The sequence below is a fragment of the Pseudomonas sp. DC3200b2 genome, assembly GCF_049895785.1.
GTDB lineage: Bacteria > Pseudomonadota > Gammaproteobacteria > Pseudomonadales > Pseudomonadaceae > Aquipseudomonas > Aquipseudomonas massiliensis.
Window position 1 is genome coordinate 136,814 of sequence record NZ_JAFCTA010000006.1, and the last position, 16,322, is coordinate 153,135.

Genomic DNA, 16,322 nt, shown 5'->3' on the forward strand with positions numbered 1-16,322 from the left:
GCTCCGCTGCCGCCTACACCCTGGCGCCCCTTGCCGTTATACTGTCCGGCTTTCCCGAATCGTTGCCTTACAGGGCCCTGCCGCGCATGGACAAGACCTACCAGCCGCACGCCATCGAGACTTCCTGGTACAACACCTGGGAATCGCAGAATTATTTCGCACCCCAAGGCTCTGGCGAGCCCTACACCATCATGATCCCGCCGCCGAACGTCACCGGCAGCCTGCACATGGGCCATGGCTTCAACAACGCCATCATGGATGCGCTGATCCGCTTCCGCCGTATGCAGGGGCGCAATACCCTGTGGCAGCCCGGCACCGACCACGCGGGCATCGCTACCCAGATGCTGGTCGAGCGTCAGCTTGAAGCCAAGGGCCAGAACCGCCACGACCTGGGCCGCGAGCGTTTCCTGGAAAAGGTCTGGGAATGGAAAAATGAGTCCGGTGGCAACATCAGCCGGCAGATCCGTCGGCTCGGCTCCTCGGTGGACTGGTCCCGCGAGCGCTTCACCATGGACGACGGCCTGTCCGCCGCCGTGAAGGAAGCCTTCGTGCGCCTGCATGAAGATGGCCTGATCTACCGTGGCAAGCGCCTGGTCAACTGGGACACCAAGCTGCACACAGCCATTTCCGACCTGGAAGTGGAGAGCCATGACGAAAAGGGCCATCTCTGGAACCTGCGCTATCCCTTGGCCGATGGCGCGACCACGGCCGAGGGCGCCAGCTTCCTGGTGGTCGCCACCACCCGTCCGGAGACCATGCTCGGTGACGTCGCCGTGGCGGTTAACCCCAACGACGAGCGCTACCAGGCACTGATAGGCAAGTTCGTCGAACTGCCCTTGGTGGGGCGTCGCATCCCGATCATCGCTGACGATTACTGCGACCCGGCCTTCGGCACCGGCTGCGTGAAGATCACTACCGCCCACGATTTCAATGACTATGAAGTGGGCAAGCGTCACAACCTGCCGCTGCTCAACATCTTCGACAAGAACGCCCAGGTGCTGCCGGCGCTGCAGGCCTTCAACCTCGATGGCTCGCCCAACGACGGGATCGACACCAGCCTGCCCGCCGCCTACGCCGGGCTGGACCGCTTCGAGGCCCGCAAGCGCATCGTCGCGGACTTCGACGCGGCCGGGCTGCTGGTCAGCGTCGACGACCATGCGCTCAAGGTGCCCAAGGGTGACCGCTCCGGCACCGTGATCGAGCCGTGGCTCACCGACCAGTGGTACGTGTCCACCAAGCCACTGGCCGAGCAGGCCATCGCCGCGGTGGAAGACGGTCGCATCCAGTTCGTGCCCAAGCAATACGAAAACATGTACTTCTCCTGGATGCGCGACATCCAGGACTGGTGCATCAGCCGCCAGCTGTGGTGGGGCCACCGCATTCCCGCCTGGTACGACAACGCCGGCCATGTCTACGTGGGCCGTAGCGAGGAAGAGGTTCGCGCCAGGCACAACCTGGGCGCCGAGGTGACCCTGGAGCAGGACAACGACGTGCTGGACACCTGGTTCAGCTCGGGCCTGTGGACCTTCTCCACCCTCGGCTGGCCGGAACAGACCGACTTCCTCAAGACCTTCCACCCCACCGATGTGCTGGTCACCGGCTTCGACATCATCTTCTTCTGGGTCGCCCGGATGATCATGCTGACCATGCACCTGGTGAAGAACCCGGACGGTACCCCCCAGGTGCCGTTCAAGACGGTTTATGTCCATGGCCTGGTTCGCGACGGCCAGGGCCAGAAGATGTCCAAGTCCAAGGGCAACGTGCTCGACCCGCTCGACATCGTCGACGGCATCACCCTCGACGCCTTGCTGCAAAAGCGCACCAGCGGGCTGATGCAGCCCAAGCTGGCCGACAAGATCGCCAAGCAGACCCGCGCCGAGTTCCCTGAAGGTATCGACAGCTACGGCACCGATGCCCTGCGCTTCACCTTCTGCTCCCTGGCGTCCACGGGTCGCGACATCAAGTTCGACATGGGCCGGGTCGAAGGCTACCGCAACTTCTGCAACAAGATCTGGAACGCGGCCCGCTACGTCCTGGACAAGGGCGAGGACTGCGGCCAGAACGGCGAACCGGTGGAGCTTTCCCTGGCCGACCGCTGGATCATCTCGCAACTGCAACGCACCGAGGCGGAAGTGACCCGTCAGCTGGACCAGTTCCGCTTCGACCTGGCCGCCCAGGCCCTGTACGAGTTCATCTGGAACCAGTACTGCGACTGGTACCTGGAGCTGTCCAAGCCCGTGCTCTGGGACGAGAACGCACCCGTGGAGCGCCAGCGTGGCACCCGGCGTACCCTGGTACGGGTGCTGGAAGTGGCCCTGCGCCTGGCCCATCCTTTCATGCCCTTCATCACCGAGGAGATCTGGCAACGCCTGGCGCCGCTGGCCGGGGCCCAGGGCGATACGCTCATGCTGCAACCCTGGCCAGTGGCCAATGACAGCCGCATCGACGAGGCGGCCGAGCGAGACATCGAATGGGTGAAGGAACTGATGCTGGGCGTGCGCAACATCCGCGGCGAGATGAATATCGGCCCGGGCAAGCCGCTGCACCTGTACCTGAAGAACGCCAACGCCGAGGACCGGCGGCGCCTGGAGGAAAACCAGCACCTGCTGCGCAAGCTGGCCAAGATCGAGGCCTTCAACGTGCTGGAAGCCGGCGATGAAGCGCCATTGAGCGCCACGGCCCTGGTGGGTGAACTGGAAGTATTGGTGCCCATGGCCGGGCTGATCGACAAGGACGCCGAGCTGGCGCGCCTGAACAAGGAAATCCTGCGCCTGCAGGGTGAGGTCGAGCGCGTGGGTGGCAAGCTCTCCAACGCAGCCTTCGTGGACAAGGCCCCGCCAGCGGTGATCGAGAAAGAACGCGCCAAACTGGCCGAGGCCGAGCAGGCCCTGGCCAAGCTGGCCGAGCAGCACGCTCGTATCGGCGCACTCTAACGCCCTCAGCGCGGCCGGCCTTCTCCATCAGGTGGAGAGGGCCGGCCGCGTTTCCTTTCCGGCCCATGCGATGAAACCTACCCTGCACCCTCGTAACCGCCATCAAGGCCGCTACGACTTTCCAAAGTTGATCCAGGGCACGCCTGAACTGGCGGCCTACGTCATCCTCAACCCCTATGGCAAGGAAAGCATCGACTTCGCCGATCCAGCCGCGGTCCGCGTTTTCAACCGTGCCTTGCTCAAGGCACTCTACGGCATACGATTCTGGGACATCCCCGAGGGCTACCTATGCCCGCCGGTACCGGGCCGCGCGGACTATGTCCACGGCGTAGCGGACCTGCTCGCGCAAGACCACGGCGGCACGCCTCCCACAGGCGCCTCGGTGCGCGTGCTGGATATCGGCACCGGAGCCAATTGCATCTACCCCTTGCTGGGACACCTGGATTACCGCTGGCGCTTCCTGGGCTCGGACATCGACCCCGTGGCGGTGGCCTCGGCACAGACCATCGTGCAGGCCAACGGCCTGGGCAAGGTCATCGAACTGCGCAGGCAGGCGCAACCCGCGCACATTTTCGCAGGACTGCTGCAGCCGCAGGAGCGTTTTGCAGCGACTCTGTGCAACCCACCCTTTCATGCGTCCGCGCAGGAAGCGCTCAGTGGCAGCCAGCGCAAATGGCGCAACCTGGGCAAGGCAGATCCTGCCCGCAAGCTGCCTGTGCTGAACTTTGGGGGACAGCAGACGGAGCTGTGGTGCGAGGGCGGCGAGTTGAAGTTCGTCAGCCGGATGATCGATGAAAGCCCTGCCGTTGGCCAATGCATTGGCTGGTTCACCTGCCTGGTATCCAAGGCCGGCAACCTGCCACCCCTGCAGGCGCGCATCGCCCGCGCTGGCGCCCTGGACACCCGCATTGTCGCCATGGGACAAGGCCAGAAGCAGAGCCGTTTCCTGGCCTGGACTTTCCAGACGCCGGAGCAGCGCGCAAACGGCTGACAGGCCCGATCTTTTTGGCAGGCGAAAAAAAACCGCACCTCACAGTGCGGTTTCCCGGTCACGCTCAACTTACTTGTTGATCGCGTCGGTCAGCACCTTGGCAGGCACGAACTTGACCACTTTCTTGGCAGCGATTTCGATAGCCGCGCCAGTGGACGGGTTGCGACCGGTACGAGCAGGACGCTCGGTGACCTTCAGCTTGCCGATGCCTGGCAGGGTGATCTCGCTGCCATTTTCCAGCTGGTCGGCGACGATCTGGCCCAATTGCTCCAGCGCGTTCTTGGCCACGGCCTTGGGCGCGTCGACAGCTTCGGCGATGTCAGCGATCAGTTGGTCTTTGGTAAGTGCCATGTAGTATTCCTTCCCTTTCAAATTCGTTGGTTGCCGGAGCAACATCAGCCGTCGGCCCAGCCCTTGGGCCCGCGTATGGATACAGTCTCGCCAATCGGCAATGTAGATACCCTGGGCGTCGTTTGGTTCGTGCTGACGGCTACCGGTAAGCGGGCTAACGCCGGGGCCATCGGGCAAACCGTTGGCGCTCCAGCGCAAGAGCCGGCAAAGCTAGCACAGAGCCAGATAAATATCCGCCACTAGGGCGGTAAATATTCGCGTTTATTGGGGTTTTGGCTAAAAAACAGCCATTTTCCGTAACAGTCTGTGACACCTGGTCGCAGCGTTCGGGCGCTTCGCCCGTAATGCGACGCTCCTTCCTACCAAGGGAGCAATGGCGCAGCCGGAGGCTGGCGCCTCAGATCGATTTCCACCAGGCGCTCATCGACGAAGCGCAAATACTGATAGGCACCGCCGTTGGGGCCGTATACCCATACGCTGATCCTGGCGGCATTCCATCGCGGCACGCCGTTGGGGCGCAGCGCGGGGCCTTCGCTGGCTGAAGCCAGAGGCGCCCCACAAGTCGCGCTGATGTAGGCCATGTTGTCGCCCTCGGCAACCAGGGCGGGCCCGCAGCGCAAGGTAGTAGCCTGAGCGGGCGAGCCTGCGACCAGCCACGCCAGCAACATTACGGGGAGGCCTTGCTTGCCAAGCCTGCTCATGGGTTTCTCTGCCTTCACCATTCCGCCTGTAAGCGCTTACGGTACACTTTGTTCTTTTCGGTTTTCCAGAGACACCCATGCCGATCCGCCACTGCATCGTCCATTTGATCGACAAGAAGCCCGACGGCACCCCCGCCGTGCTGCACGCCCGCGACCGAGAACTGGAGCCCTCCCAGGCCCTGGACGACATGCTCGCGGACCTGAACGACAGCTACAACGCCAAACAGGGCAAGGCCTGGGGCCTGTTCCACGGCGAATCAGGGGCCTATCCCTTCAGTGGCTGGCTCAAGGCCTACCTGGATGACGAGCAGGATTTCACTGCCTTCAGCCGAGTGGCGGTGGAACACCTGCAAAAGCTGATGGAAGAATCCAACCTTTCGGTGGGTGGCCACGTGCTGTTCGCCCATTACCAACAAGGCATGACGGACTACCTGGCCATCGCCCTGCTGCATCATAGCGACGGCGTAGCAGTGAACGCCGACCTGGACGTCACCCCTTCCCGTCACCTGGATCTGGGTCAGTTGCACCTGGCCGCGCGCATCAACCTCTCCGAATGGCGCAACAACGCGCAGTCCAAGCAGTACATCTCGTTCATCAAGGGCAAGAACGGGAAAAAGGTATCGGACTACTTCCGCGACTTCATCGGCTGCCAGGAAGGCGTAGACGGCCCCGGTGAAACCCGTACCTTGCTCAAGGCGTTCAGCGACTACGTTGAAAGCGAAGACCTGCCCGAGGACGCAGCCCGGGAGAAAACCAAGGCGCTGGTGGACTACGCGACCACCCAGACCCGCATGGGCGAACCGGTGGAACTCGAAGAACTCTCCGGGCTGATCGACGAGGATCGCCCGCGGGCGTTCTACGAGCATATCCGCAACAAAGATTACGGCCTGTCTCCAGAGATTCCGGCGGATAAGCGCACCCTTAATCAGTTCCGCCGTTTCACTGGCCGCGCCGAAGGCTTGTCGATCAGCTTCGAAGCCCATTTACTGGGCTCGAAGATCGAATACGACGAAGCCGCCGGCACCCTGACCATCAAGGGCGTGCCCACGCAACTGGCGGATCAGCTCAAGCGGCGCAAGGACTAGGTGGGGGCCAGGCCGATCATCTCGCTGTCCAGCGCCAAACGCTCAGTTTACCAGGGAAAATTCGCCAGCTTCGCTGGTCGACATCAGCGGCTCGGCTAAGGCGGTGGGAGGCAGCGACAGCTGCCGAATGGTCCTTATCCTGGGGCCGAATTCGCCAGCTACCGGACCTCCCACCTTGGTTACGCCATCACAGCGAACTCAGGGCAAACCCCAGCCGCGGGAAGTGCACATGCACCACGCCGGCGCGCTCGTCTTCGCGACGTACTACGATCTCTTCCGCATCGCTGTACACCAGTTCGCCACTGACAGGATCTACCCCATAGTCGGTGGCGGCGACGCTTACCTTATCCCCTGCCTTGAAGCCGCGGGGATCGACAAAGTCGATTTCCGGGAAGCCCAGTGGCTTCGCCGCCTTGGCGATTTCCAATGCCTGCTCGCTGCCAAGCTCGCTGGGACTGCCATGACCAATGGCCAACACACGCTCGAGCCAGGCACTGACGGCAGGGTACTGGTCGACCAGGCCGGCGGTGACCGGAGTCCCCTTGAGGAACCAGAACACATGGGCCAGGGCGAAGTCGGCATGGGTCGGCTCGCCGAACAGGAACCGCCCGCCCTCGGCAAGCTGCCGTTCCACACGTCCGATGATGACCGGCCACTGGTGGCGCACGGTCTCGATGGACAACCGGCTGGCGGTGCCACCGCTGAACAGGCGGGCACGGTCAGCCAGGAAGGCGTTGCGCTGCTCCTCGCTGAAGCGAGCGAAGCGTACAGCGGCCGATTCAGGCTGGAACACGAAGCTCACCGCGTGCTGGAACACCACCGAGTCGGCCCAGGCGGCGAAGGTGGAAATCACCGCTTCTTGGCCCTGGGGGATCAGCGCGGGGGTGGGTTGGACCTTGTCGAGCTGCCGGGCGATGAGCGCGGTGTCGCAGTAGAGGTCAGCGCCAATCTGCAACACAGGCGTCTTGCGATAACCGCCGGTAAGGGCGGTGAGGTCGGGCTTGGGCATCATCGCGGGGATGATCACCGATTGCCAGGCCAGGCCCTTGAAGCCCAGCATCAGGCGTGCCTTTTCGGCAAAGGGTGAGGTGGGATAGTGGTGCAGGATGGGTGCGCTCATGGCGGTATCCGGGCGGGGGGTGGGCTTGCAGCTTAGCGGCAAGGATGGGCCGCGCCTACCCCACATCGCCTAGGTGTCCGCCCTTGCATTGGTGTTGACGGCAGCCGCCTTGAAAAGACTGGACGGCGTAGGCCGTCCCTTGCACAGATGGCCCAGGCGCCGCCGAATGCGCCTCGGCTCGGCCGAGTGGAGGCATGGCGAAGCTGGGCGCCCGCCAGGGAAGGCGGGCGAGCGGCGCCAGGGCAGGGATGCCCTGTCGACGCGCCCCAAGCCCGAGCCATGCCGGAGGGAGGGGACCCCCGCCTTGGCGGAGGCCGAACGAACAGCGCGGATGGTTTGCCCCCCCTTTGCCGAAACAAAGGGGGGTCGCCGTAAAGGCGAAACCGTCAGCGGCGCCGACGCGCAAACCAGTCAGGCTTGAATGACGAGGCTCACGAAGGGATTTCGGCAGAGTCGCCTCGTGTGCTCATTAACCATTACACATAGCGACCCGAAGTGCATCAATCAAGCCGATCACCCCGCCATTGTGCCACCATGGCCTCCTTCACCTTCTTGGGCAACCGCTTGATGGCCCGCTCCGCGCGCAAGGCTTCGCCCTTCGCCTCACAGGCCTGGATATACACCAGAGCCACCGCGGGGCTGGAACGGAAAAACCGCGCGCCCTTGCCGCCCTGATGCGCGGCGAACCGCCGGTAGGGATCGTTGCTGATGCCGCAGTACAACGACCCATTGGCCGCTCGCACCAGGTAGACGCACCAGGGCACGGCGGTCTCAGCCATCGACCCGCTCGCTGCGGACCGCCACCAGTCGGGCCCGACCCGCGCCCATGCCCGCCGTCAACGCCGCTACCCCAATGACTGCGAATACCCAACCCATGGCTGCCCAGCCGCCGGTGAGGTCGTGCACCACGCCAACGGCCAATGGCCCCATGGAAGCGAGGGTGTAGCCGAACCCCTGAGCCATACCGGACAAGCCAGCAGCCACGTGGGAGTCCGCAGAGCGCAGCACGATCAGGGTCAGCGCTACCGCAAAGACACCGCCCTGCCCTAGCCCGAGCACGACGGCCCAGCCCCAGAGACCACTGAGCGGCGCATAGAGACAACCGAACAGACCCACCAGGCTCAGGCCCATCACCAGGAAGATGGCCAGCCGCTGATCCTTGCCACGAGTCGCTAGCCAGGGCGCGCTAAGGGAGCTGGCCAACTGGACGATGATCGAGCCGGACGTGACCAAACCCGCCTCGGCAGGCGAAAGGCCGCGGTCGATGAGAATGGAGGGCAGCCAGCCGAACACGATATAGGCCAGCGAGGACTGCAAGCCCATGAAGAGCGTGACCTGCCAGGCCAGCGGGTCACGCAGCAACCCCCGTACGCGGTAGGCCGCCCGGTTGGCGTGGTGGTTGGCGCGGGTCTGGGGCCACCAGGCTACGGCGGCTATTACTGCCGGAACCAGCCAAAAGCCCAGGCCCAGGCGCCAACTGTCACCGAAGGCCTCGCTCAAGGGCACGCTGCTGCCAGCGGCCACGGCGGCACCGAGGCAAAGGGCCATGGTGTAGACCCCCGTCATGGTGCCCGCCTGGGCCGGAAAATCACGTTTGACGATGCCAGGCAGCAATACCCCGATCACGCCGATGCTGGCACCGGCGACTACGCTGCCGGCGAACACGCCCAAGGCGCCGAACTGGGTACGCAATGCAATGCCCAGCGCCAGCAGCAACAGCACGCCGCATACGGTGCGCTCGGCGCCGAACCGCCTGGAAAGCATGGGTGCCAAAGGCGCGAAGATGCCCAGGCAGAACACCGGAAGGGTGGTCAACAGGCCAGCCGCCGCCGCGCTCAGGCCCAGATCGTCGGATACCTGGTGCAGTAGCGGGGCCAGGCTGGACAAGGCTGGCCGTAGGTTCAGGGCCACCAGTATCAGGCCAGCGATCAACAGGGCCATGCGGGCGCGGGGCCGGGAGACGCCGCCCTGTTCAACGGCGGCATCGGTGGGTGCGTTCTGGGCAGGCATAGGAAACTCGGCTGGGCAGGTTTGTTTTTTGTAATAAAACGGCCCAGCACTTTACGCCTGCTGCGGGAAGTGGATCAACCGGTCAGGTCGTCGCGGGCCCGACCGGTTGCGATCAATGGATGATCTGGCTGAGGAACAACCGCGTACGGTCGCTCTGGGGGCGGTCGAAGAAGTCGTCCGGCGCGGCCTGCTCCACGATCTCACCCTTGTCCATGAAGATCACCCGGTTGGCCACGGTACGTGCGAAGCCCATCTCGTGGGTCACGCAGAGCATGGTCATGCCGTCTTCGGCCAGGCCGATCATGGTGTCGAGCACTTCCTTGACCATTTCCGGGTCCAGCGCCGAGGTAGGCTCGTCGAACAGCATGATCTTCGGCTTCATGCAAAGGGCTCGGGCGATGGCCACGCGCTGCTGCTGGCCGCCGGAAAGCTGCCCAGGGAACTTGTGCGCCTGCTCCGGGATGCGAACCCGCTCCAGGTAGTGCATGGCGATCTCCTCGGCCTGGCGCTTCGGCATCTTGCGCACCCACATGGGTGCCAGGGTGCAGTTCTGCAGGATGGTCAGATGAGGGAACAGGTTGAAGTGCTGGAACACCATGCCGACTTCACGGCGGATGGCCTCGATCTGCTTGAGGTCGTTGGTCAGCTCCACGCCATCGACGATGATGCTGCCCTGCTGATGCTCTTCGAGGCGGTTGATGCAGCGAATGGTAGTGGACTTGCCCGAGCCGGACGGGCCGCAAAGCACGATCCGCTCGCCCTGGCGAACGTTGAGGTTGATGTCCTTGAGCACGTGGAACTGTCCGTACCACTTGTTCACACCGGTCATGCGAATGATGCCTTCAGCGCCGGCGACTTGCTTGATGGGGTCGTTCATGTTCTCTCCTGACGCTTAGCGCTTATGACCGGTGTCCAGCTTGCGCTCCAGATGAATGGAGTAGCGGGACATGCCGAAACAGAAAATCCAGAACACCAGGGCGGCGAAAACGTAGCCCTCGGTGGCCATGCCGAGCCATTTGGGGTCGGCGGCGGCTTGCTTGACGCTGTTGAGCAGGTCGAACAGGCCAATGATGATCACCAGGCTGGTGTCCTTGAACAGGGCGATGAAGGTATTGACCAGGCCCGGAATCACCAGCTTCAGGGCTTGCGGCAATACCACCAGCCCCATGCTGCGCCAGTAGCCCAGGCCCATGGCCGCGGCTGCTTCGTACTGGCCCTTGGGAATGGCTTGCATGCCGCCACGCACCACCTCGGCCACATAGGCCGACTGGAAAAGGATCACCCCGATCAACGCCCGCAGCAACTTGTCGAAGTTCATCCCTTCGGGAAGGAACAGCGGCAACATCACCGAGGACATGAACAGAACGGTGATCAGTGGCACTCCACGCCAGAACTCGATGAAGGTCACGCATACCACCTTCACCGCCGGCATCTTCGAACGCCGGCCCAGCGCCAGCACGATTCCCAGCGGCAAGGCCCCGGCGATACCCACGGTGGCGATCACCAGGGTCAGCATCAGGCCGCCCCACTGGCTGGTCGGCACCGTGTCCAGGCCAAGCACGCCGCCATGCAGCAGGCACCAGGCAATGATCGGGTAGACCACCAGGAACGCGATGCCGTACTTGACCTTCTTCGGCACCTTGGGAATGAACAGCGGCGCGGCGCCCAGTATGGCCAGCCAGACGGTAAGGTCTACCCGCCAGCGCAGGTCACTGGGGTAATAGCCGTACATGAACTGGCCCAGGCGTTGCTGGATGAACACCCAGCAGGCGCCCTCCTTGGTGCAGTCGGCACGGACCGTGCCTACCCAGTTGGCGTCGAAGATGGCCCAGTTGAGCACCGGTGGCACGATGAGCCAGACAAGGTATACCGCCAGCAGCGTCAGCAGGGTATTGAACCAGCCCGAGAACAGGTTGGCGCGCATCCAGGCCCAGGCGCCCACCGCTTTGACGGGTGGCGGCTGGTCGGGTTTGAACACATGTGTCGTCATGGGAAAATCCTAGCGCTCGATCAGCGCGATGCGCTTGTTGTACCAGTTCATCAGCAGGGAAATGCTGATGCTGATGGCCAGGTACACGCTCATGGTGATGGCGATGACTTCGATGGCCTGGCCCGTCTGGTTCAGCACGGTACCGGCGAACAGCGAGACCATTTCCGGGTAGCCGATGCCGGCCGCCAGGGAGGAGTTCTTCGCCAGGTTCAGGTATTGGCTGGTCAGGGGTGGAATGATCACCCGCAGCGCCTGGGGAATGATCACCTTGCGCAGGGTAGGCCCGTTGCGCAGGCCCAGGGAGCGCGCGGCCTCGGTTTGCCCATGGCTGACCGACTTGATGCCCGAACGCACGATCTCGGCGATGAAGGCCGCGGTATAGACCGTCAGCGCCAGGGTCAGCGCGAGCAATTCGGGGATCATCACCCAGCCGCCCACGAAGTTGAAGCCGCGCAGGGCCGGCACCTCCCAGTGGAAGGGCGCGCCGAACAGCAAGGATGCCAGGGCGGGAATCACAACGAGGATGGCCAGGCCTGCCCAGAACTTGTGGAATGGCTGGCCGGTGGCCTCGAAGCGCCGGTTGGCCCAGCGAACCATCAGGATCAGCGCGATCAGAGCGATCGCCAGGCTGACAATGAATGGCCAGCACCCTTCGGCCGGATTGGCCCCTGGCATGTTCAGCCCGCGGTTGCTGATGAAGAAGCGATCCGCGATGTTGATGCTGCCCCGTGGCCCTGGCAGGGTCAGGAAGACGGCGAAATACCAGAACAGGATCTGCAACAGGGGAGGAATGTTGCGGAAGACCTCGATGTAGACGGTCGCCAGCTTGTTTACCATCCAGTTGTTGGACAGCCGCGCCACGCCGATCACGAACCCCAGCAAGGTTGCCAGCACGATGCCGATGAAGGTCACCAGCAAGGTGTTGAGCAGGCCGATCACGAACACCCTGGCATAGGTATCCGACTCCACATAGGGGATCAGGTGCTGGGCGATACCGAAGCCGGCGCTGCGCTCGAGGAAGTCGAACCCAGAGGTGATGCCGCGGTGCTGCAGGTTGGTCTGGGTGTTATCGAACAGGTACCAGCCCAGTGATACCACCGCGACCACGGTAATGATCTGGAAGACCCAGGCGCGCACCCGTGGATCGGTCAGGGAAAACCGCCCGGATTGCGCGCTGGGTGCGCCGTTGTGTTTTTGCATGAAATGCCCCGAATGAAACGGACGATACAGCGGTTCGAATGGCGAGCAGGGATTGGAAACGCCAAGGCAGGCGCATGCGCGTTTGATCGCGTCACTGCGCCTGCCTTGTTCTTCCTTTCTGCTCGCTACGCCAGCGGCTGTGCTGGCGACCTGGCAATCAACGTACCGGTGGTGCGTACATGATGCCGCCGTTGGTCCAGAGCGCGTTCATGCCGCGGTCTATCTCAAGCGCGGTGCCCTTGCCCAGGTTCTTCTCGAAGACCTCGCCGTAGTTGCCGACCTGCTTGACGATCTGCACGACCCAATCCTTCGGCAGGCCCAGGTCCTTGCCGTATTCGCCGTCAGCGCCGAGCAGGCGAGCCACGTCCGGGTTCTTGGTGGACTTGGCCTGCTCTTCGACGTTCTTGGAGCTCACGCCGGCTTCCTCGGCGTTGAGCATGGCGAACAGGCTCCACTTGACCACGTTCAGCCACTCGTCATCACCCTTGCGGACCACCGGGCCCAGGGGTTCCTTGGAGATGGTTTCCGGCAGCACGATGAAGTCGGTCTTGGCCGCCAGCTTGGAGCGCTGTGCGTAGAGCTGCGATTTGTCCGAGGTCAGCACGTCGCAACGGCCGCTTTCCAGGGACTTGGCCGATTCGTCCGAGGTGTCGAAGGTAATGGGGGTATATTTAAGGCCGTTGGAGCGGAAGTAGTCCGACACGTTCAGCTCGGTGGTGGTACCGGCCTGGATGCAGATGGTGGCGCCGTCCAGTTCCTTGGCGCTGCTCACGCCCAGCTTCTTGTTCACCAGGAAGCCTACGCCATCGTAGTAGGTGACACCGGCGAAGATCAGGCCCATGCCCGCGTCACGGGAGCTGGTCCAGGTGGTGTTGCGCGACAGCACGTCGATCTCGCCGGATTGCAGCGCGGTGAAGCGCTCCTTGGCGTTGAGCTGGCTGAACTTGACCTTGCTGGCGTCACCGAAAACGGCGGCCGCCACGGCCCGGCACACATCCGCATCGATGCCGACAATCTTGCCCTGAGCGTCCGGCACGGAGAAGCCCGGAAGGCCGTCGCTCACGCCACACTGAACGAAGCCCTTTTTCTTCACGCCATCCAGGGTAGCTCCCGCCTGAGCGAAACCACTGGCCCCGATCAGGGCGGCGGTGGTCAGTACAGCCAGGGTGGATTTCAACATCTGCATTTAAACCTCCAATAAGGCTCTTGTTGTGTCCGAGCTTGGCCGGGGTGGGCCGCCAACACGACAACCCTAGGGCCCCGAGCCCAGTGTTGCCCCGCACCTTTGTGAGGCGCCCTCGACCCTGTGCTGGCATCGTTTTGGGTCGAGCGGGACAACGTGCGAGTGCGTGTAGACTGGAGCCCATCTCTCGCGGCTTGGGCCCGATTGGCCCGTGGGCCACCGTGCCTCTCCCCCGATCGCGAGTGTTACCGGTAGCGGGCGCGTCTACATCGCTCAACAGGTTTAGCAAAGGACGTACCATGCCGCCAGACCAGGAAACATTCAGTAGCGGTCAAGCGTTAAAATTGCAGCAAGGCGACGTTTTATTAGCAAAATGCCACTGCGCCGTTACCACAGAGCGCACCGACTTGAACCCTGTTGCACCAATAAGGAGCAGATATGACCGAAACCCTGATCGTTGAGCCTCAGGCACCCGCCGACAGCTGTGTAATCTGGTTGCACGGCCTGGGCGCCGATCGCTTCGATTTCCAACCGGCGGCCCAGCTGCTGCAGCGTAGCCTGCCCCACACACGTTTTGTGTTACCGCAGGCGCCTACCCAGGCGGTGACCATCAATGGCGGCTACCTGATGCCAAGCTGGTACGACATCATGGCCATGTCACCGGCCCGGGCCATCAATCGTCAGCAATTGGACGCGTCCGCCAACACGGTGCTGAAGCTGATGGATGAGCAGAACGCCCAGGGCATCGCGGATACTCGCATCGTGCTGGCCGGTTTCTCCCAAGGCGGCGCGGTGGTCCTGCATACCGCCTATATCGAGGCCTCACGCCCATTGGCAGGGGTCATGGCCTTGTCCACCTACGCCCCGAGCTTTGGCGAAGTCTTGCCGCTTAGCGCCGTCCAACAGGCGATACCGGTCATTTGCCTGCATGGCACCCAGGACGGTGTGGTCCTGCGCAGCATGGGCCGCGCCGCCCATGACCAGCTCAAGGACGCTGGCGTAGAGGTCAGCTGGCAGGAGTACCCCATGGAACACGCGGTGATCGAACAGGAAATCAGCGACATCGCGTCCTGGCTCACAGCCCGCCTGGGTTGAGCCGCTCGGAGCGCGGCACTACGCCGCGCTCGATTCTTGCATTACACTGCCAGCGAACCTTTCCTTACAATTAATGACGAGATGACCGTGCTCAAAGCACTCAAGAAAATGTTCGGCAAGGGTGAGGCTGAGCCGCTCGCCGCCGCACCTGCTTCTCCCGCCGAGGCGCGTCCAGCACGGCCGGCACCGGCAGTGACTGCCCCCGCTCGCGAACCCCAGCAGGCGCCCCGCGCCGCCAAACGCCATGCCGGAGCGGCACCGGCACCCACCGCCCCTATCGTACCCGCAACACCTCCCGAGCGGCCCCGCAAGGCCCGTACCGTAGCGGCCAAGGCGCCTGCGAAGCCATGGAACCCCGAGGATTTCCAGGTCGAGCCCCAGGAAGGCAAGACGCGCTTCCATGACTTCCCCCTGCGCCCTGAACTAATGCGCGCCATCCATGACCTGGGCTTCCCTTATTGCACGCCGATCCAGGCCCAGGTGCTGGGCTTCACCCTCAAAGGGCGTGACGCCATCGGCCGGGCGCAGACCGGCACCGGCAAGACCGCGGCCTTTCTGATTTCCACCATCAGCCAGCTATTGCAGACACCTCCTCCAGCGGAACGCTACATGGGCGAGCCCCGTGCGCTGATCATCGCGCCTACCCGGGAACTGGTGGTGCAGATCGCCAAGGATGCCGCCCAGCTCACCAAGTACAGCGGCCTGAACGTGATGACTTTCGTCGGCGGGATGGACTTCGACAAGCAGCTCAAGCAACTGGAGTCGCGCTTCTGCGACATTCTGGTGGCCACCCCGGGTCGCCTGCTTGACTTCAACCAGCGCGGCGAAGTGCACTTGGACATGGTCGAAGTGATGGTGCTGGACGAGGCGGACCGCATGCTGGACATGGGCTTCATCCCCCAGGTGCGGCAGATCATCCGCCAGACGCCACCCAAGAGCGAACGCCAGACCCTTCTGTTCTCGGCCACCTTCACCGAGGACGTGATGAACCTGGCGCGCCAGTGGACTACGGAGCCGGCGATCGTCGAGATCGAGCCGGAGCAGGTAGCCAGCGATACGGTTGAACAGCACGTCTACGCCGTCGCCAGCAGTGACAAGTACAAGCTGCTCTACAACCTGGTGACCAGCCAGGGCTGGGACCGTGTGATGGTGTTCGCCAACCGCAAGGATGAAGTACGTCGCATCGAGGAGCGCCTGGTCAAGGACGGCATCAATGCGGCCCAGCTGTCCGGTGACGTGCCCCAGCACAAACGGATCAAGACGCTGGAAGCCTTCCGCGCGGGCCAGGTGCAGGTCTTGGTAGCCACCGACGTGGCCGGACGGGGCATTCATATCGAAGGCATCAGCCACGTGATCAACTTCACCCTGCCGGAAGACCCGGACGACTACGTTCACCGGATCGGCCGCACCGGCCGCGCGGGGACCAGCGGGGTTTCGATCAGCTTCGCTGGGGAGTATGACGCTTACCAACTGCCTGCCATCGAGGCGCTGCTGGGCCGCAAGATCAGCTGTGAGATGCCGCCCGAAGCGCTGCTCAAGCCTGTGGGGCGGCGTACATAGGCACAAGCTGTCGGGGGAGGCCAATGGACTTGGGCCATTGGCGCCGGTGGGAGCCAGCGGAGTCGGCGAATGTTCAGCTCAATGCCTTTCGCTAGCTACCGCT

The 16,322-nt window shown here is 63.4% G+C and carries 14 protein-coding genes; 5 read left to right on the forward strand and 9 right to left on the reverse strand.

Annotated elements, in window-relative coordinates; all coding sequences use genetic code 11:
• Positions 1–86 precede the first annotated feature (86 nt).
• Together ACP691_RS17875 and rlmF are read left to right on the forward strand one after the other, a co-directional pair.
• Positions 87–2,933 (forward strand): valine--tRNA ligase, encoded by a 2,847-nt coding sequence (locus tag ACP691_RS17875; RefSeq protein ID WP_426152030.1) that lies wholly within the window; start codon positions 87–89, stop codon positions 2,931–2,933.
• A 70-nt stretch (positions 2,934–3,003) separates the two neighbouring features.
• Positions 3,004–3,924 (forward strand): 23S rRNA (adenine(1618)-N(6))-methyltransferase RlmF, encoded by a 921-nt coding sequence (gene rlmF / locus ACP691_RS17880; protein WP_426152032.1) that lies wholly within the window; start codon positions 3,004–3,006, stop codon positions 3,922–3,924.
• A gap of 69 nt (positions 3,925–3,993) precedes the next feature.
• Here the strand turns inward: rlmF and ACP691_RS17885 are convergent, their stop codons facing one another.
• Positions 3,994–4,275 carry an HU family DNA-binding protein gene (locus ACP691_RS17885; protein ID WP_040261245.1) on the reverse strand — a complete coding sequence of 94 codons (282 nt, stop codon included), beginning with the start codon at positions 4,273–4,275 and terminating at the stop codon, positions 3,994–3,996.
• A gap of 359 nt (positions 4,276–4,634) precedes the next feature.
• Positions 4,635–4,976 (reverse strand): DUF2845 domain-containing protein, encoded by a 342-nt coding sequence (locus ACP691_RS17890; RefSeq protein WP_426199746.1) that lies wholly within the window; start codon positions 4,974–4,976, stop codon positions 4,635–4,637.
• A gap of 77 nt (positions 4,977–5,053) precedes the next feature.
• Here ACP691_RS17890 and yejK point away from each other — a divergent pair, with 77 nt between their 5' ends.
• Positions 5,054–6,061, forward strand: coding sequence for a nucleoid-associated protein YejK (yejK, locus tag ACP691_RS17895; protein WP_426152036.1), 1,008 nt, complete (start codon positions 5,054–5,056; stop codon positions 6,059–6,061).
• Between the two features lie 187 nt (positions 6,062–6,248).
• On the opposite strand, the gene ACP691_RS17900 is transcribed toward yejK, so the two are convergent.
• The 7 genes from ACP691_RS17900 to ACP691_RS17930 all read right to left on the reverse strand — a co-directional run bounded on the left by ACP691_RS17900 (position 6,249) and on the right by ACP691_RS17930 (position 13,567).
• Entirely contained in the window at positions 6,249–7,181 is a 933-nt protein-coding gene (locus ACP691_RS17900) for a glutathione S-transferase family protein (RefSeq protein ID WP_426152038.1), read from the reverse strand.
• A gap of 500 nt (positions 7,182–7,681) precedes the next feature.
• Positions 7,682–7,960, reverse strand: coding sequence for a GIY-YIG nuclease family protein (locus ACP691_RS17905; protein WP_426152039.1), 279 nt, complete (start codon positions 7,958–7,960; stop codon positions 7,682–7,684).
• The gene (locus tag ACP691_RS17910) at positions 7,953–9,191 is read right to left on the reverse strand and encodes a CynX/NimT family MFS transporter (protein WP_426152041.1); all 1,239 of its coding nucleotides are present in this window, start codon (positions 9,189–9,191) and stop codon (positions 7,953–7,955) included. Before ACP691_RS17910 ends, ACP691_RS17905 begins: the two co-directional genes overlap by 8 nt.
• 112 nt (positions 9,192–9,303) lie before the next feature.
• Positions 9,304–10,068 carry an amino acid ABC transporter ATP-binding protein gene (locus ACP691_RS17915; RefSeq protein ID WP_040261250.1) on the reverse strand — a complete coding sequence of 255 codons (765 nt, stop codon included), beginning with the start codon at positions 10,066–10,068 and terminating at the stop codon, positions 9,304–9,306.
• A gap of 15 nt (positions 10,069–10,083) precedes the next feature.
• On the reverse strand, positions 10,084–11,181 hold the full coding sequence (locus tag ACP691_RS17920; RefSeq protein WP_426152044.1) for an amino acid ABC transporter permease: 1,098 nt from the start codon (positions 11,179–11,181) through the stop codon (positions 10,084–10,086).
• A gap of 9 nt (positions 11,182–11,190) precedes the next feature.
• Positions 11,191–12,381 (reverse strand): amino acid ABC transporter permease, encoded by a 1,191-nt coding sequence (locus tag ACP691_RS17925; RefSeq protein WP_426152046.1) that lies wholly within the window; start codon positions 12,379–12,381, stop codon positions 11,191–11,193.
• A 157-nt stretch (positions 12,382–12,538) separates the two neighbouring features.
• Positions 12,539–13,567 (reverse strand): amino acid ABC transporter substrate-binding protein, encoded by a 1,029-nt coding sequence (locus ACP691_RS17930; protein WP_426152048.1) that lies wholly within the window; start codon positions 13,565–13,567, stop codon positions 12,539–12,541.
• Positions 13,568–14,002: 435 nt separating this feature from the next.
• On the opposite strand from ACP691_RS17930, the gene ACP691_RS17935 reads away from it, so the two are divergent.
• Both ACP691_RS17935 and rhlB read left to right on the forward strand, forming a co-directional pair.
• On the forward strand, positions 14,003–14,659 hold the full coding sequence (locus ACP691_RS17935; RefSeq protein ID WP_426152050.1) for an alpha/beta hydrolase: 657 nt from the start codon (positions 14,003–14,005) through the stop codon (positions 14,657–14,659).
• 87 nt (positions 14,660–14,746) lie between these two features.
• The gene (rhlB, locus tag ACP691_RS17940; protein ID WP_426152052.1) at positions 14,747–16,219 is read left to right on the forward strand and encodes an ATP-dependent RNA helicase RhlB; all 1,473 of its coding nucleotides are present in this window, start codon (positions 14,747–14,749) and stop codon (positions 16,217–16,219) included.
• Positions 16,220–16,322 lie beyond the last annotated feature (103 nt).